The sequence below is a fragment of the Methylobacterium sp. Gmos1 genome (assembly GCF_053764715.1).
In genome coordinates this window covers 179,290-197,083 of record NZ_JBSNCC010000004.1, presented here as the reverse complement: position 1 = coordinate 197,083, position 17,794 = coordinate 179,290, and the positions used below count along the sequence as shown (strand labels likewise).

General features: G+C 66.1%; 12 protein-coding genes and 1 pseudogene. 7 read left to right on the top strand and 6 right to left on the bottom strand.

What is annotated here, in order from left to right; genetic code table 11:
- Positions 1 to 525 precede the first annotated feature (525 nt).
- Positions 526 to 1,977, top strand: a complete 1,452-nt coding sequence (locus ACS5PV_RS10045; RefSeq protein ID WP_455395194.1) for a diguanylate cyclase domain-containing protein — start codon at positions 526 to 528, stop codon at positions 1,975 to 1,977.
- 324 nt (positions 1,978 to 2,301) lie between these two features.
- Here ACS5PV_RS10045 and ACS5PV_RS10040 read toward each other — a convergent pair whose 3' ends face one another.
- Entirely contained in the window at positions 2,302 to 2,691 is a 390-nt protein-coding gene (locus ACS5PV_RS10040; RefSeq protein ID WP_048435255.1) for a response regulator, read from the bottom strand.
- 16 nt (positions 2,692 to 2,707) lie between these two features.
- Entirely contained in the window at positions 2,708 to 4,564 is a 1,857-nt protein-coding gene (locus ACS5PV_RS10035; RefSeq protein ID WP_455395193.1) for a PAS domain-containing protein, read from the bottom strand.
- 393 nt (positions 4,565 to 4,957) lie between these two features.
- Between ACS5PV_RS10035 and ACS5PV_RS10030 the strand changes: the two genes are divergently transcribed.
- Entirely contained in the window at positions 4,958 to 5,167 is a 210-nt protein-coding gene (locus ACS5PV_RS10030; protein ID WP_093568175.1) for a ribbon-helix-helix domain-containing protein, read from the top strand.
- 3 nt (positions 5,168 to 5,170) lie between these two features.
- Positions 5,171 to 7,225: an ATP-binding protein gene (locus ACS5PV_RS10025; protein WP_455395192.1), complete on the top strand. Its 2,055-nt coding sequence runs from the start codon at positions 5,171 to 5,173 to the stop codon at positions 7,223 to 7,225.
- Between the two features lie 123 nt (positions 7,226 to 7,348).
- Here ACS5PV_RS10025 and ACS5PV_RS10020 read toward each other — a convergent pair whose 3' ends face one another.
- Positions 7,349 to 9,763, bottom strand: coding sequence for a PAS domain S-box protein (locus tag ACS5PV_RS10020; protein ID WP_455395191.1), 2,415 nt, complete (start codon positions 9,761 to 9,763; stop codon positions 7,349 to 7,351).
- Positions 9,764 to 10,045: 282 nt separating this feature from the next.
- Positions 10,046 to 12,280 (bottom strand): CHASE3 domain-containing protein, encoded by a 2,235-nt coding sequence (locus ACS5PV_RS10015; protein ID WP_135414713.1) that lies wholly within the window; start codon positions 12,278 to 12,280, stop codon positions 10,046 to 10,048.
- 283 nt (positions 12,281 to 12,563) lie between these two features.
- Between ACS5PV_RS10015 and ACS5PV_RS10010 the strand changes: the two genes are divergently transcribed.
- Positions 12,564 to 12,839, top strand: a complete 276-nt coding sequence (locus tag ACS5PV_RS10010) for a hypothetical protein (RefSeq protein WP_455395190.1) — start codon at positions 12,564 to 12,566, stop codon at positions 12,837 to 12,839.
- A 177-nt stretch (positions 12,840 to 13,016) separates the two neighbouring features.
- Here ACS5PV_RS10010 and ACS5PV_RS10005 read toward each other — a convergent pair whose 3' ends face one another.
- Both ACS5PV_RS10005 and ACS5PV_RS10000 read right to left on the bottom strand, forming a co-directional pair.
- Positions 13,017 to 13,658, bottom strand: coding sequence for a hypothetical protein (locus tag ACS5PV_RS10005; RefSeq protein WP_455395189.1), 642 nt, complete (start codon positions 13,656 to 13,658; stop codon positions 13,017 to 13,019).
- A gap of 270 nt (positions 13,659 to 13,928) precedes the next feature.
- Positions 13,929 to 14,399 (bottom strand): annotated as a pseudogene (locus tag ACS5PV_RS10000) (hypothetical protein).
- Positions 14,400 to 14,602: 203 nt separating this feature from the next.
- Here ACS5PV_RS10000 and ACS5PV_RS09995 point away from each other — a divergent pair.
- The 3 genes from ACS5PV_RS09995 (at position 14,603) to ACS5PV_RS09985 (ending at position 17,344) form a co-directional block, all read left to right on the top strand.
- A complete protein-coding gene (locus ACS5PV_RS09995) occupies positions 14,603 to 15,511 on the top strand; it encodes a hypothetical protein (RefSeq protein WP_455395188.1) in 909 nt (302 codons plus the stop codon).
- A gap of 89 nt (positions 15,512 to 15,600) precedes the next feature.
- Positions 15,601 to 16,419 (top strand): hypothetical protein, encoded by an 819-nt coding sequence (locus tag ACS5PV_RS09990; RefSeq protein ID WP_455395187.1) that lies wholly within the window; start codon positions 15,601 to 15,603, stop codon positions 16,417 to 16,419.
- Between the two features lie 25 nt (positions 16,420 to 16,444).
- Positions 16,445 to 17,344, top strand: coding sequence for a hypothetical protein (locus ACS5PV_RS09985; protein ID WP_455395186.1), 900 nt, complete (start codon positions 16,445 to 16,447; stop codon positions 17,342 to 17,344).
- The last annotated feature ends 450 nt before the right edge of the window (positions 17,345 to 17,794 follow it).

Genomic DNA, 17,794 nt, shown 5'->3' with positions numbered 1-17,794 from the left:
CGTTCTGCTTAAGTCGTGTTCATTTCTGGAAAAGCTAGATTTTTCCCGCAGGGCGCAGGTCCGGTGCGTGGTATGTGATCACCCACACCTGCACAGAGTTTCCCGCCTCGGCAATGATTGGTGGTAATACGCTGGAAACTCGATTTGTCTCCGATCGCGAGGATCACCGGTTCCGGCAGCGGCAGCGGCAGCGTGACGAGGACTTGCTCGCCCGCGTTTCGTCGCGTTGATGGTGCCGACGGTAGCCCGCCGCAACCACGACACGGCCAATATTCAGGATGCCAACCTGGCGGCGCGCTGCCAGCGCTGTCACATGTTGCGCAATCGCGATAAGCATCAGAGCTGCCACTGGCTCACTCTGTTTCGGCGCAAAGCCATGGGTGACATGTCCAGGGACGCTACCGACTTGCCTCATCTCGGCCGAGCCGACTCGATCACTCCGGTGGCGGCTCCTGATCAAAACGTTAGGAACGGGACATTCATCAATGCCAAGGTAGCTCTGGCGGAGGAACGTGGCGAGGGAACATGTCAGACAGCCAACGAGAAGCGGTGCGCCAGAAGGCGCTCGCTGAGATCGCGCTGCTCGACACGGCCCCGGAACGCGAGTTCGACGCTCTGGCGAAGCTCGCTCAGCGCATGCTCGGCACCCGCATGTCCTCGATCACGCTCATCGACCCTGAACGGCAATGGTTCAAGGCGCGATGCGGTCCCTTGGCGTCCGAGACGCCTCGTGCCGGAGCATTCTGCCCGGTCGTCTTCCAGACCGAAGCACCTTTGGCCGTGGCCGATGCTCGACTCGATCCACGCTTCGCGTCGAGTCCGTTTGTCATTGGCGCCCCTAACATCCGCTACTATGCTGGGGTGCCCGTCCGGGTCATGCAGACCGGCGGTGATGCGGTCGTCATTGGTACCCTCTGCGTGCTGGACGATAAGCCTCGTGAACCCTGCGCCTCTGATGTGGAGGTTCTCTCGGAACTGGCCTGCATAGCCGAAGCACTTCTTGAGGCAAGATTGGCCGCGTTACTTGCGGCCGGAGCGGCCGAGGATAGACGGCTGACCGTCGAGCACCTCGAGCGCGAGCGGCGGCAGTTCAAACAGGCGGAGCGCATGGCCGTGATGGGCTCCTGGCGCTACGATCTCGGACTCCACGCCGCGACCTGGTCAGACGGCATCTTCGCGATCCATGAGCTGCCCGTGAGCGGCGGTGTGCCGAATGACGAGATTATGAACTTCTTTCCGGAGCCGGATAGGAGCGCGTTTCTTGCCGCGGTGATGCGCACGCTCAACACGGGTCTGCCCTTCGAGCTGGATGCTGACTTGATGACGGCAAAGGGCAACCGCCGACGAGTTCGTTGCCTCGCGGAGATCGAGGTGTCGAAGGGAAGGCCCGTCGCGCTGATGGGCCTGCTTCAGGACATCACCGAGCAGTATCGTATGGAGCAAAAGCTACGACAGACCGCTCGCACCGACGATCTTACTCAGCTATCCAACCGGGCGGAGTTTAACCGGGTTCTGGACAGCCGCCTGCGGGAAGCCGACGCTAGGAATACGGAATTTGCGGTGCTGTTGATCGATCTCGATGGCTTCAAGGACGTGAACGACGCTTTGGGGCACGCCGCAGGCGACGAAGTGCTGCGCCGCGTGGCGGACCAACTCCGTGCCGAGTACCTGAGTTCATGTATTCCGGCACGGCTCGGAGGCGACGAGTTCGCCGTTCTGGTCCCGCCGACGGTGGGTCGAGTCGCCATTGAGGCCCTGGTGCAAAGGCTGCTTCACAGCCTCCGCATCGTGGCGGATGGGCCTGGGCAAATTGCGAGCGTCACGGGGACGATCGGGGTCGCCTGGTCTGGTGGGGAAGCGCGGAGCCGAACAGAACTCCTTCGTAACGCAGATACGGCTCTCTACGAGGCCAAGCGCACGTGCAAGGGTACCGCGCGCACCTATTCGGGGGCATCAGATCGCCGCACCGCCGGCTGAACAAGGTCGTCAAACGGTATCCAAACGGGGTTCATCCGCACTTTCAGCGCTGATGACTCGCCGTCCGATTAACTGCCGTCGGTCTCGGTGGAGATCAGGAACTATGCGACCGATCATACGACCTGATTAGAGGTCCGAAAGTCGGTGCATCACCGTCCGGCCGGGCAGAGGAGGGGAGGATGTCGTCTCTCCTGTCGGCGCACATAGCATCGCAGGTCCCGGTTCGTTTCCATTCCCTGAGCAGGTCAGAGGCGTCCTGGGCGGTGGCCCCGGACGCCGCCTTCGTCGGTTTCGTCGGGGCATCGGTTCGCCCCGGGGCCGGGGCTAGCCCATGACCTGTGCGGCGATGCCGTTGAGGGCCTTGACGATATCGTCCGGCGGGTATGGCTTGGCGAAGAACAGGCCATTGTCGGGCAAATCCTCCTTCGTCACCTTGCGCCGCCCCGACGTGACCATGATGGCGACCGGGGGCCAGCGCTCCCGCACGGCGTGGGCCAGCTTCAAGCCGTCCATCGAGCCCTCCATCTCGATGTCGGTGAACAGGACGCGAATCTCGGAATGGCGTTCGAGGAGTCGGATGGCCTGGTCGGCGTTCCGTGCCTCATAGGTCGTGAAGCCCGCCTCGATGCAGAGGTCGACGGCTTCGGCCCGAAGCAGGGCGTCGTCCTCGACGACGAGGACGGCGACGTCGGCCGGATTGAAGGACTGTCCCATTATGCAACCCGAACCATCATGCCTCGACCGCGATGCTGCCGGGCACGCCCGTCAGCCTGAACCTGATGCCCGCCGGGTCGAAATCCAGGTGGCCCTCCCCCTCGAAATAGGCTGCCACGATCCGTTCGATCAACTTGGAGCCGAAGCCCCGGCTCCCGGGCGGGACGACGGGAGGCCCGCCGGTCTCGACCCAATCGAAGGCGAACGCGCCATCCTCGAACCGCCACGACATCGCGACGCTGCCGGCCTCGTTCGACAGGGCGCCGTACTTGACCGCGTTGGTCGCCAACTCGTGGACCGCGAGCGAGAGGCCGAGCGCCCGCTGCGAGGTGAGGATCAGAGGCGGGCCGGACCAGGAGATGCGGTCTCCGACGACTCGGTACGGGTCGATGGCGGCCGCGACGACGTCATGGATGTCGGCCTCGGTGAAGTTCGATCGGGTGAGGATGTCCTGCGCCCGACCGAGGGCGGACAGGCGCTGCCCTACGGCCGCGCGGGCCTCTTCCATCGACTTCGCCTGGCGCAGCGTCTGGGTGACGATGGCCTGCACCATGGCGAGCGAGTTCTTCATGCGATGGGCCAGTTCCTGGGCCAGCACTGCGCGCGCCTCCTCCGCCACCTTCAGGTCGGTGATGTCGCGCGAGATCGACAGGATGCGCTCGGGCTTCCCATCCGCTCCCACGATCGGGGAGACCTGCACGTCCCAATACCGGCGGTTGCCCTTCATCGTGTCGGCGTAGCCCTGGAATCCGGACGCAACGCCCGCCCTAGCCGCGGCAACGGCTTCCTTGGCGGCGAGGTTGCCCTCGCCTTCCCAGAAGCTCGGCCAGGGACACCCGGCGACGGCGTTGAAATCAGAGACATCCATGACGCGCTTGCCTCCCTCGCTCATGAAGGTGAGCCTGGCGTCGAGGTCGAGCACCTTGATACAGTCGCTGGAGGCGGCGAGCACCCCGCGCATGAAGGATTCGCTCTCGCGCAACTGCTCCAAGGCGCGATGCCTCGCGGTCGCGTCGGCGGCCATGCCGAACCATTCCGTGACGCGGCCCTCGCCGTCTCTCACGGGGACCGCGCGTGAGAAGATCCAGCCCGTGCTCCCGTCGGCGAGGCGCACCCGGTGCTCCATCTCGAAGGGCTCGGTCCGCGCGACCGCCGTCGCGATCCTGTCGCTGACCTCGGTCCGGTCCTCCGGGAGCAGGTATTCGTCCATCCAGCGCACGCTCGGCGCGTCGGCGTCGGTGATGAAGCCGCGACCCTGCAAGGTGCGCATCTCCTGCCAATCCGGGCTCATCGAGTACAGGCTGTCCGAACTCGCCTCGACCAGCGCCGCCAACCGCTTCTCGCTCGCGCGCAACCGTTCGATGGCCGCGTCGCGCTCCCGCTGCGCGACGACCCGGGCCGTGCAGTCGGATGTCACGTTGAGCAGGCCGACGACTTCGCCTCCCTCGTCGCCAACGGGCGAATAGGCGAAGTCGTACCAGACCTGCTCCTCGAAGCCGTTGCGCATCATCGTGAGGGGCTGGTCGCGGAAGGCGCAGCTTTCCCCTCGGAAGGTTCGGTCGATCAGGGGGACGAGGTCGTCCCACAGTTCCGGCCATACGTCCTCGGTCCGGAGGCCCAGGGCGCTGGGGTGGCGCGCTCCCAGGATCTCGGCATAGCCGTCGTTGTAGAGGAAGATGCGCTCAGGTCCCCACATGACGCACATCGGGTGCAGCGACGCGAGCATCAGGTCGACCGTGGTACGCAAAACCGCGGGCCAGGTCTCCCGCTTCCCCAAAGGCGTCGACGCCCAGTCGTAAAGACGGAAAAGGTCCGCCATCCGCAGTGAACCGGTCCGTCCGGCATCCGTGCCAAGCTTGGCGTGTCGCATCATGCCTCGTCTCGCGAGATATCCCGTTCGGCGAGCGACCCGCCTGCACCATCTCTAGACGGTCACCGGCGTGCCAGGAAGGGAGGTGCGCCCACCTCTTCGTGAGGCGGGCTACCCGGACACGGCGACACGCCAACGCTTCCATGCCCCGGCGATCTCCGGAAGAAGGGCTTCGAGAAACCCTACCGACGCGACAAGGTCTCGGACGCGATGCGGCACAGGAAGGCCGCCCAAGGTCAAAACCCAACTCGCTTGACTGTGAGAGGGTCTACTCCCGACCGTTCGGGCTTTCGGGGTGACCGCTTCGCGGCCATCCCGCCGCATTCCTCCTTCCGGGTCCGGGGTGTCCGGTTCGCAACCTTTGACGGTCTCGACCGAGCGTGACAGACCGTTGGCATGCCGAACACGCCGACCCGCAACGTCTCCCTGGCGACCGAGTTGACCGCCTCCATCAACGCTCAGGTCGCATCGGGTGACCACTCGAACGCGAACGAGGTGGCGCGAGCCGGACTGCGCCTTCTCATCGAGGGTGACCATGCGCCGACCACGGATGGGCGCCCGGCAGCCCACGAAGCGGCCCGTGCAGACGATCGTCCGGGTCGCTGATCGATGGCCGACCCTCGACCTGCCTCGACGCTCCTTCAACGCTTCCTCACCGACGTCGTCGCGGTCGAGAGCATCGCGGCCGTGCCCACGATCCTCGACGTGGTGTGCCAAACCACCGGAATGGGGTTCGCTGCCATCGCGCGCGTCACCGATGACCGCTGGGTCGCCTGCGCCGTCAAGGATGACATCGCCTTCGGCCTCAAGCCTGGCGGTGAGTTGAGCCTCGAGACGACCATCTGCCACGAGATCCGGCAGAGCGGCACCGCGGTCGTGATCGACCACGTGGCCGAGGACCCGGCCTTCTGCGGCCACCACACGCCCGCCCGCTACGGATTTCAGAGCTACATCTCGATGCCCATCGTGCTGCCCGACGGCACGTTCTTCGGCACGCTCTGCGCCATCGACCCCAAGCCCGCCAAGCTGAACACGCCTGCCATCGTTGGCATGTTCAAGATGTTTGCCGACCTGATCGGCTTCCACCTCGATGCCAACCAGAGCCTCGCTTCACGTACCGCCGAGCGCGACCTGTACGAGAACATCGTCCAGTCTGACACCGCGCCGATCTGCGTCTTCGACACGGAGTATCGGCTGATCGCCTTCAACAAGGCCCACAACGACGAGTTTTTCCGCGTCAACGGCTTCACCACGAAGGTCGGCGACATCTTCCCCGACCTGTTCATCCCCGAGCAAGCCGCCGTGATGCGCGCCAACATGGCCCGGGCGCTGGCCGGTGAAGCGTACAAGGTCGAAGCCGTCTTCGGCCGGGCCGAGTTCGGCCAGCCATGCTGGGAGATCACCTACACGCCCCTGCGCGATGCGGCGGGCAAGGTCTTCGGCGCCTTCCACCAAGCTCACGACATCAGCGCGCGGCTCAGGGCGGAAGCTGAGCTTCAGGATGCGCAGGACGTGTTGCGCCAGTCGCAGAAGCTGGAGGTTATCGGCCAGCTCACCGGCGGCGTGGCGCACGACTTCAACAACCTGCTTACGGTCATCAAGTCCTCCACCGACCTCCTGAAGCGCCCGGATCTCGCAGAGGCACGGCGCGGCCGCTACATCGAGGCGATCTCCGACACGGTGGATCGCGCCGCGAAGCTGACCGGCCAGCTCCTCGCCTTCGCACGGCGGCAGACACTCCAACCCAAGGTGTTCGCAGCCTGCGACAGCGTGCGGGTACTCTCCGAAATGCTAGGCACGCTCACCGGCTCGCGCATCAGGGTCGTAACCGAGCTGCCGGAGAACGACTGCTTCGTGAACGCTGACCCGAACCAGTTCGACACGGCGCTGGTGAACATGGCCGTGAATGCGCGCGACGCGATGGAGGGCGAGGGGCAACTCACCGTTCGCGTGCGGGCCGTCGAACGGATGCCACCCGTGCGCGCCCACCCTGCGGTGGATGGACCGTTCGTGGCGGTGTCGATCAGCGATACCGGCGTCGGCATGACACCGGAGACGCTGGGACGGATCTTCGAGCCGTTCTTCACCACCAAGGCGGTCGGGCAGGGCACCGGCCTTGGGCTCAGCCAGGTGTTCGGCTTCGCCAAGCAGTCACAGGGCGAGGTCGTGGTGGAGAGCGTGGTCGGGCAAGGTACGACCTTCACACTCTATCTTCCCCGCGTGGGTGGCGCGATCCAGGCCCCGGAACGGGGCGAGCCGACGCCCGTGGTGGATGGCCATGGCACCTGCGTGCTTGTGGTCGAGGACAACGTGGAGGTGGGCACGTTCGCCACGCAGGCTCTGGCCGAACTTGGCTTTGCCACGGTCTGGGCGGCCGATGCCGGGGAAGCTCTGGCGGAGCTGGCCGACGACGCGGGTCGGTTCGACGTGGTGTTCACGGACGTGATGATGCCCGGCATGAACGGCGTTGATCTCGCCCGTGAGATCCGGCGTCGTCATCCCGGTTTGCCCGTCATCCTGACCTCCGGCTACAGCCACGTTCTGGCCCAGACCGGCACCGGCGGGTTCGAACTTCTGCAGAAGCCCTACTCGGTCGAACAGCTCTCGCGCACCTTGCTGGCGGTTGCCATGCCCGATCGCACTAAGCGCATCAGTGATGAATAGCGTCCGGCAACAAGCTGCAGCCCATTTCGACTGTCCACTCCGAGCAGTCCTTCGCCCACGGTGGCCCCTCGCACGGTCAAACTGATCGAGCCGAGACCGGTGTCCGCGGCAGCCCGCACGGTGTCAGGCTCCGCCCCTGAGCCCGACGCAGGCGTCCTGGACGGCACGGCGGAGGATGCGCGACAGATCGGCGACCGAGTAGGGCTTGCGCAGCAGGTCGAAGCCGTGCGTGCCCTCGGCGGCGAGCACGTCGCTGTAGCCGGAGGTCAGCACGACCGGGATGTCCGGCCGGCGCCGGCGTATCTCGCCCGCGAGCTCGACGCCGTTCATGCCGGGCATCACCACGTCCGAAAACACCACCTCGAACTGCGAGGAGTCGCGCTCGATCTCGGCGAGCGCCTGATGCGCATCCTTGGCCCAGACGGTGACGTAGCCGAGCTCGCGCAAGGCCTGCTCGGCGAAGGCGCCGACATCGAGGTTGTCCTCGACGACGAGGACCCGGGTCCCGTGCCCTTCGGCCAGCGCCTCCGGCTCCTCCACCGGCCCAGCGGCGCGTGACGGGCCGACCCGCGGGAGATAGAGGGTGAAGGTCGTGCCTTCGCCGAGCGCGCTCTCGACGGTGATTTCGCCGCCGGATTGCTTGGCGAACCCGAACACCTGGCTCAGCCCCAGTCCCGTGCCCTGGCCCACGGTCTTTGTGGTGAAGAACGGCTCGAAGATGCGCTCCAGGTTCTCGCGGGCGATGCCCGCACCGGTGTCCGAGATCGTGACCGCGACGAAGTCGCCGCGCCGCGGCGGATGCGCCCGGACAGAGGGGATGCGGGATGCACGGCGGAGCCCGATGCGCAGGCGGCCCTCGCCGTCCATCGCGTCCCTGGCATTCACCACGAGGTTTACCAACGCCGTGTCGAACTGGCTCGGGTCCGCGTTGACGTGAAGGTCGTCCTGTTCCCCGTCGGGCATGCCGAGCTCGACCCGGATGCGTGATCCGGTGAGCGTGCCGACCATGTCGGCGAGCGCCGCCACGGCGCGGTCGGCCGCGAAGGTCTCCGGCCGCAGGGCCTGTCGGCGGGCAAAGGCGAGGAGCTGACCGGTGAGCTTGGCGGCCCGGTCGACCGTGTCGGAGATCGCGCCGACGTAGCGGAGCCGGCGATCCTCGGCGAGGCCGGGCCGCTTCAGCAGGTCGGTCGAGGACTTGATGACCGTGAGCAGGTTGTTGAAGTCATGGGCCACGCCCCCGGTCAGTTGCCCCACGGCCTCGAGCTTCTGCGATTGGCGCAGCTGCTCCTCGAGCGCCCGCCGTTCCGTGACGTTGCGACCGGCGGCGTAGAAGTGGTCCCCCCGGGGAATGGCGTTCCAGGAGATCCAGCGATGACCGCCGTCTCTGGCGCGGACGCGCACGTCGACGTCGTGCAGCGCCAGCCCGCCCGTGACCCGCTCGAAGGCCGCAGCCGCCTCCGCCCGGTCGTCGGGATGGACGAAGGCGTCGAAGCGGGCGCCGACGACGTCGGTCTCCTCCCACCCCAGCATCTCGGTCCAGGCGGCGTTCGCCTTGCGGAAGAAGCCGTCGCGTCCGCAGACCACGAAGAGGTCGCGGCTGGCTCGCCAGACCATGTCGCGCTCGTTGGCCTGCTCCTGGGCAGTGGCCTCCAAGTGGTTTTCAAAGCGGCGCCGGTCGGTGATGTCGTTGAACAGGATGGCGACCCGGTGCTGCTCGGGGTCGCCCACCCTCAGGGCGTGCACGTCGTACCAGCGTCCCATCGCAATGGACCCGCTCTCGAACCTCACCGGCTGGCCGGTCCGCGCGACCGCGCCGTAGGTGTCGAACCAGGAGCGTTCGAGCCGGGGCACGAGCTCGCTCGCCCAGCGTCCAGCCGCATCGTGCAGGCCCGTCTGCGCCGCGAAGGCGGGGTTTACCTCGACGAAGCGGTAATCGACCGCGCGGTCGTCCGCGTCGAAGCGCATCTCGATGACGCAGAAGCCGCTGTCGACGGCGTCGAACAACGCCCGGTACCGGGCTTCGCTCTCGGCGAGTACGCCCTCCGTGGTCCGGAATCGGGTGACGTCGAGCTGGCTGGCGAAGAAGTAGCGGAGTTGTCCTTCAGCGTCGAAGACGGGGCTCACGTAGAGCTCGTTGCGGAAGGGTGTGCCGTCGCGGTGGTAGTTCAAGATCTCGACCACGACGTCGCGCCGGGCCACGATGGCGTCACGGACCTTTGCCACGTCGGCGGGGTCCGTGTCCGGGCCCTGGAGGAAACGGCAGTTTCGCCCGATCACCTCGGCAGCGTCGTAGCCGCACAGGTTCTGGAAGGCCCGGTTGGCGAAGACGATGGGATTGTCTGGCTGGTTGGGGTCGGTGATGATCTGCGGCATGCGAGTCTTCTCCGCCGCCGTGAATAGCAGGTCGGTCGATGCCGCCGAGGTTCGCTGCCCACGGTCCGGCCGGCGCAGGCCGTCACCCAGTTGGGCTTCAAGCCTCGCGACGCGGTCCTCGAGTTCGCGCTCGCGCCGCCGCAGCCTCTCGATCTCTGGGTCCATGGCCCCTCCCTTGGCGTGAGTACCTTCCGCACCGGCGCGGGACAACGGTCCGGGTCGGATAACGCGACAGCGGCGTCCAGGTGGCGAGGCGTAGAGTGCGACGTTCGACGGCGTCGTCCGTTGGCGTTTGCCCTAACCCGGGGGCGCCTGAGGGAAGGACGGCATGCAATCGGATACGCCATGGCCGGGAGGCGACCCGCCGCCGAACCGGCCCGCCAGGCGAGGCCCCAACACCCCAGCCTCCTGGCCCGATCAATCGGCGCTAGGCCCCGGACGTCGACGTCACAGCCCTGTACCCTTGACCGGGCGCAAGGCCACCACGTTCGCGGCCTCGGGCATCTCCGCTCCGGCGGGTCCGAGCACCTCGGCGACCTTTCTGGCGAGTTGCTCGCGCTTGAACGGCTTGGAGATGAGATGCACCCCGTCGTCGACCCGGCCATGATGAATGATGGAGTTCTCGGTGTAGCCGGACATGAACACGATCCGGACCTCGGGCCGCAGGGCCTGTACCCTCTCGGCGAGTTCGCGACCCCGCACCTTGCCAGGCAGGATCACGTCGGTGAGCAGCAAGTCGATGGTCGCGACGTTGGCGGCAAAGACCCTCAGCCCTTCCTCGCCGTCGCCGGCTTCCAGGACGCGGTAGCCGAGATCGGCCAGGATCGCGCAGGCGATTTCGCGAACCGCCGCCTCGTCCTCCACGACCAGGATCGTTCCCGATCCGCGTGGCAGATCGACCGGACTGCCGGACCGCTGGCCCGTCGCCGCCGCGGCCCCGACCGCACGCGGCAGGTAGAGCTTCACCGTCGTGCCCTCGCCGGGCTCGGAATAGATTTTCACGTGTCCGCCGGACTGCTTGACGAACCCGAACACCATGGCGAGGCCGAGCCCCGTGCCCTTGCCGTCGGGCTTGGTCGTGAAGAACGGCTCGAACACCCGCTTGACGATGTCGGGGGTCATGCCATGGCCGGTGTCGGAGACCGCCACCATGGCGTAGTCGCCGGGCACGGTTTCGGCGTGCCGGCGGACATAATCGTCGTCGAGGACCTTGTTGCCGAGCTCGATGGTGAGGCGGCCGCCGCCCGGCATCGCGTCGCGGGCGTTGAGCGCGAGGTTCAGGACCGCGCTCTCCAACTGCGCCGCGTCGGCCATCGCGGGCCACAGCCCGACGGTCTCGACGTAACGGACATCGATGGTCTCGCCGAGGGTCCGCCGCAGCAAGGGTATCAGGTCCGGCATCGTCGCGGCGAGGTCGATGGCCGACGGCGCGAGCGGCTGCTTGCGGGCGAAGGCGAGGAGCTGGCCGGTGAGCGTCGCCCCGCGCTGGGCAGCCCAGGATGCCCGCTCTATCCGCGTCTGGAGCCTGGCGTCGCCGTCGAGTTTCGCCCGGATGAATTCCAGGTTTCCGAGGATGACCTGAAGCAAGTTGTTGAAATCGTGCGCGATGCCGCCGGTGAGCTGGCCGATGGCCTGCATCTTCTGAGCCTCGCGCAGCACGCCCTCGGCCTGGGCGCGCTTGGTCATGTCCGAGATGGTCAGCACGAAGCCGCCGTCGGGCATCGGCGTCCGGCGGATCTCCAGGTGGTGCCCCTCCGCGTTCTCCCGCTCGTAGGTGACGGCCTCGCGGGGATTCCGGCTGCCGTGTCGGACCTGGTCCTCGGTCTCCAGAGCGGGACGCCCGGGTTCGCCGGTGTGCTCGACGAAGGCGCCGTAGGTCGTGCCCCGTCGGACCATCGCCTTCGGCAGGTCGAGTAGCACTTGGAAGCACTCGTTCCAGTTCGCGAGCTTGCGGTCGGGCCCGAACACCGCGACGCCCTGGCTGAGGCTGTCGAGGGTGGTGCGCAGGCGCAGGGCCACAGCCCGCTGTTCGGTCTCGGTCCTGTAGGAACGCGACCACGCCTGGTTCAGGAGGCGGGCCGCCCAGAGCAGGGTGAGGACCGCCAGCACGGAACCGGCGATGACCATCCAGCGCACCCAGGTCGCACGGGCGTCGTTCTGCACGAGGCGCTCGTCGAGGAGCCGCTGCTCGTCGGCGAGCATGGTCGCAAGAATGGTTTCGGCCTCGCGCATGTGGTTGCGGCCGGCGTCGCCGTTGATGATGCGCAGCGCCGCCTCCAGGCCACCGTCGCGGCGCGCCTGAAGCGTCTGGGCGAGTTCCTCCAGCTTGTGCTGGATGGCCGGGGCCAGCGCCCGGATGCGCTCCTGCTGCGCGGGGTTGTCGGCGGTCAGCTTCTGGAGCTCGCCCTGGAGGAGGCCGAGGCGGTCGCGCGCGACGTCGTAGGGGCCGAGGTACTCGGCCCTGCCGGTGAGGACGTAGCCGCGCTGGCCGCGCTCGGCGTCGCGCAAGGCGATGGCGAGGTCCTTGGTGGTGTCGAGCACCTGATAGCTGTGCCGCGACCAGGTGCGAGCGTCGCGCGAGGCGTTCAGCCGCTCCCAGGTCGCCGCACCGACCAGGGCGAGGATGGCGATCAGCACGCCGAGGACGAGGACGTTAGCGCGCCTGACGAGGTACTGGGTCATGGTATCCTAGTTGCGGCCGCAGCTTACTATTTGGTTCACGTCAGCGAGCGCGGTGCCATATTGGTCGCTAGTGAGACCTTGAGGCAATGCCCACTCGTGCGTCCAAGGTCAGCCCATGCGCCGCGATGCGGGCCTTTTACGGGCGCCGCGAACCGGGATCGTGGGACGCATCCCTCCGCGGACGCACTGAGTTTCCTGCTCTCAGCCGGCCCAGCGGGCATACCGGCCCTCGTTCCACGGTTCGAAATAACGCCCGAACGAGACCCGGACGTCCATCTACGCCTTGAGCATGACCGGTGTGGTGGGTTCATCGTTGCAGCGCGGCGCCGCGGATATCAGGGCCCGTGGCCCGGCAGACTCTCTGACGGCGTCAGGGGGAACCCCGCTCTACGAGAAGCTCGGCTATTTCCTTTATGATGCGGTCCGAGAACTCCTCGGCGCAGAAGCGGTCGAGCTGGATCTCGACCTTGGCGAGCTAAGCCTGGACGCGGACGTCCTCGGCCTAATCGGCTTTGGACCGGGCGTCCAGCGCGTCGTTCCCGGCATGAGGATCTTGTAGCCTCCCGTCCCGACCACTCCGTGCAGAGGCAGCTTGCGGTCGGATAGCGGATATTCAAGTAATTGTAGCTGAAGGTCCGCTAATGGCGCGCTGCAGACGTCCGCTGTCCGAACGCTGACCAGCTTCATTCCAGCCTCTGCAGCCCCCCCCTTAATATCAAGCTGAATGGGGATCCCCTTATTCCCGCACAAAGACGGGGTGCCGCCAGGGGTCCGTTGCCGGTTGCGGCGCGCTGTCGAGCTCAGCCGAGGAGGGGGGTAGCACGAGGATGTCGTCGAAGCCCGCCCGGCCCCGGGGGAAAGCCTTAAAGTTGTAGGTGTTCACGTACGGGACATCACCCGTCTCGATGGGCGTGGCAGTGATCGACGTGAGGGGGCCACCTCGGGGGCAGTAGCGCGCGCCGCGGTCGCCCAGGTGCTCGTTGAGCGGTTCGTGGAGGCGGCCGCACGGGGGCATGACCGCTATGCCCTGCAAATGCAGCCCGTCATTGGGGACCAGGGAGCGGACGCTGACCTTCGCGCGCTTCGCGACGGGGTAGTCGGGAGCGAGGATCCAGTACGGCCGCCAAGGCCGGCGGCTCGGCGCATTCGCGTTGCGCCACACCCGCTCGCACAGCCACCCGTGCGCCCGCTCCGCTTCGTGATGCATCTGGGCAAGGACGGTGTCGCGGCGCCCGCCTAAGTGGCGAAACTTCAGGACGAGGAGGTAGGGGGCCCAGCCCTCGGCGACGAGGTCCACGGCGAGCTGCCCATAGCCATGGGTCAATCGATTGATCTGGTCACTCCTGGAGAGGGTAGGGAGGGAGGAAAGTGAAGTCATGCCTGTGCTTCCTGGGTGAGACGGGAGGGGGAATGTGCTCTGTGTCGCTGTGCTCACTGAGCTGGTGTGCTCAATCGACTCTATTTCGACACACCAAACCATATGCCCGCCCGTAGACGTGCATCTTAGCGCGAAGCATCGCGCGCCAGCTTGTGGCAGCTTCCAAGGCAAGCCGGCAGTGTTTGCATACGCAAGCACTTTACCGTGTTGGGAAATTAGCGATGCGGCGTAGATGCTATTGGCATTTGCGCATAGCTCACGCCGCCAACGTCAGCGCGATCTTGGTTTCAGGATAGCCGGCGCTGTCGGAACAGCGGGATAGGGCCCCTGAAACAGGTCACCCAACGCCTTGCGCCGGAACAGGGTCCGCAAGCGGCGGCGCTGATGCTCGTCACGGTCGTGCAGCATGTGACAGCGCTGGCAGAAGGCTGCGAGGTTGGCGCTCTCGTTATTGGCCGTGTCGTGATCGCGGTGCGCGGCCGCCAGCACCACCCGCGTGACCCGGACCCGGGCGAGTAGGTCTTCGTTGCGCAGTCGGTGCCGGAGCCGACGGCCCTAGCCATTGCGCCAGCCCGAGACCTCGGCATCCCACCACCGACCGTCGCCGAGGTGGAAAACCCGCTGCAGGTGTGGACGGGCGCACGCTTCGCACCGCCCCTGTGCCCGACGGAAGCGGATCGCGTCGGAGAGCTGGGGCCAGTCAATGGGGTAGAAGAAGCGGTGCTCCGGCCGGATCGGCATCCCTGCTCCCCGGCTCCCTGGGCCTCAGTGCGGCGGTAGCCTATCACCTCCTGTGGTTAAGCTCGACCTACCAGGACAGCTTGCTGCTGCCCTGGATCGCGAGCACTTTCAGGGTAAGCGCGTGCAGCGGGTTGCAGGACATGATTGGATCCAAGATTTAGGCCCAGCAGCCGTTTACGCGCACTGCAAGGCTCGAGGATAGCATGGCAAAATCGCAAAATGGACTGTACCGCCTCTATGACATCTCAGCTGCAGGCAACTACATACTCGATATCAGCAATTCACCATACTTGCTCGCTATCCGCTTATATGAACTGCAAATTGCGATCTTGTTTGGGCGAAAACTAAACGACCGACAGCGTCAGAAAAAAGAATTTCCAGATCGGTGGCTTGCGATATCCAACGATTTGCTGGCTTCTGCCTGTGTTTGTAGTGCAATGAAGTTGCTATGGTATATGTATAAGACGCAACGTATTGGCGGAAATTCTCAATTAGATCTCTTGGACGATCCGGATGCGAGGGAGGTGCTCGGTCGCGTGTTGAGGACTCCGGCTGGCCTCAAGAAAATTGCGACCGGCCACCGGCCCCGCGTCTTGGATATCAAACTGAGAAACCGCCGTCGCCAGCAGCGGAGATACGCACCCTTGTACGATGTCTCGTTTCGCTGGGAAATTTTGGACGGGTCGAAGTTGGAGGGCGGGTGGAGCACGGCGGAACGTATGTTCGACCAGAAGGCGGGAACGGACGCCCATGAGACCATCAGAAAGATCTACAAAGGATTGCGTGGTCGATCGACCGCCTACAAGTACAAGGACAAGGGCGATTTCATCGCTGGCTTTATCTGGCTTCGACACTTCTACGGTGGGGTCTTCCGACCGGGAGAAGTGGAAAAGGCCTCTTTTGCCCGTAAGTTGTTGGCGGAGGCCAACGACGTGGACAGCCTGCGTCGAGTTTTCGGTCAGTACGAATTCGTCAAGGCGCGGCTGGAGGAGCGCGGCTACGAACTCCTGGCGCTTGATCTCGCCCAGCCGGTACCCCTCATCGAAGTACCGATTTTGCCCCTCTCGGACGAGCTCCTCGACGCGATTGAATCAGCAGAAACAGCCACTTAGCAGGTGGTTTGCGCTCTAGGCGAACCACCTCGCTGGGAGAGGTGCGGTACGACGGCCAGGCCCTCAATTCGAGGGCTGGAGGCCCTGAAATGTTGGACACGATCCCGAACCTGCCCTGCGATGTCGACAGCAACCGAGCGCATGACCTTCTCGTTCTGAACGAAAACCTGGTCGACCGCCCCCTCACCGTTCCCGCGGACGAGCACAGCACGATCGCGGCGATCAACAAGGCCTACGCGGCCTGCCAGGCGGTCGGGGGCGATGACGGCTTCTTCGGCGACAGCTGGAAGCGCCGGGTCAACGAGTTGCTGCTGCCGAGCTACGGGCTGCTCCTCCTGACCCACGACAAGCCCGCTCAGCTTGCCCGTGTCGCTCGGCTAGGCGGCATCAAGACGACGCGAGCCACGGAGAAAAACCCGGCGCTCATCGCGATCAAGCTCGGGGCTCGCCCGGGCGACACCCACGAGGAGAAGCTGTGCTCGGACTGGTCGGCGGTCCTGCAGTGCGCGCAGGTCCAGCAGATCGCGGTCGAGGCGTTTCTCGGCTGGGTCGAGAACACCACGGTGGCGGAGTGCAAGCGGGAGGTGGCCGCACAGCGGCGGGCGGCGAAGCTTGCCGCGGGTGCGGCACCGCGGGTGCGGGCTGAGGCTCCTGCGCCCGAGAGCTTGAGCTCCTCGGACAGCGAGGCGCCCCGGCTCGAGCTGCGTCTGCTCGGGGCCGATGGCCCGGCCGAGGAGGCGGTCGAGTTATCCGAGGTGGTGTACCCGACCCTGCTGGCCGCCCTGACCGAGCCGGGCGCGCGGAGCGTGCTGGTGGAGCGCCTGGGGAGGTCGCTGCTGCTCCTCGCCGACGAGCTCCGGATGGCCGAGTCCGACGCCGCTCAGGCGGCGGAGGTCGCCCATGGCTGACCGTAACACCAAGGGGGGAGGGCCAGTGGCCCTCCCCACCACCGAGCGCGCGGTCGCGGTCGCGATGGCGGCGGGGGCGGGCTTCAACACCGAGGCGGTGACCTGGACCGTGGGACGGGGGCAGCGCGGCAAACGCAGCCCGCGTCGAGCCGAGATCCGGATCCAGAAAAAGCGTCGCCGCCGCTGGCTGCGCAAGCACGGACGGGTGCACCCCGACCTGGCGGCCCTGGGCCAGATCATCGCGGGGTGCCGGCGCGGCCGGCTGCAGCGGCGCTGCCTCCACCCGGCCTGCCCGGACTGCGCCCATGCCTTGCAGCGTCTGCTGGTGCGGACCGTGGGTCACCTCACCGCCGGCGGGCCAAAGGGAGCCTGGGTGACGGTGTCGATTATCCTGCCGGTCAGCCGCCGGGATGGGGAAGCTGACTTCGTCGGGGCCCGTGCGCAGGCGGAGACGCTGTTACGGGCGGCGGGCGTGACCGTCGGGGTGTTGGGCCTCGACGTGAGCTTCAACGAGGACCACCGCCACGCGCTGCCCGAACACGAGCGGTTTGCCGACCATGCCTCGGTGCACCTCTACGGCTTGATCCGGGCGGAGGAAGCCCCCGCGGCGCAGGCGGTGCTGAAGCGGCTGATCCCGGCCTCCGAGGCGATCCGGCGACCGGTGCGTACCAAACCCTGGGACGGGAACCTCACGGCGGTCGCCTACGCGCACAAGCCGGAGTTTCAGCGGCGGCAGACCATCCTGCGGGCGGATGCGAAGCGGGGGCTGGTTCGAGACACCCGTGATCGTTCCCTCACCGTCGAGCAGCGGATCCAGGCGGTCCGGGCGCTCGATCGAGCGGGACTGACGGGGCGGATCATCCTGCTCGGCCTGGACTTCAAACCGACCAACACGGGGCGCCTGAGACTCGTCCCGACGACCTAGAGGAGGGCCAGACCTATGGTTTTTTGGCTTTGGCCCCGGGCCCGTGCACCCCCTCCGGTAGGAAGTGCGTCTCCAACCTCGAAGTACGCGCCGCTCTCACCACGAAGTGCACGACATCGAAGTTTGAAATCGCACTTAGCACAGCAGCGAAAACAATTTCCGTTGCTACTGCATCATGCTCTATGAGCAAATTGCCAGGGAACTAATGTTGTAGTTAGTGAGTTGAAAGTATCCAGCCCCACTCATCAGCTTGCTTTGACACCTGCCTCTTCGAGGAGCGTGCCGATCAGAATGAGTGGGAGCTGGGAAACGGTGTGAACTGCAGCACGCCGATTTCACCGTGAAACGCCCGGCCATAGCTCACTCAGACAGCGTGCCACCCGTGCCGGGCGTGCCCCCCCAAGAACCTACGTGCAACGCCACCCGGCATGGGTGGCACGGGCGGCACGC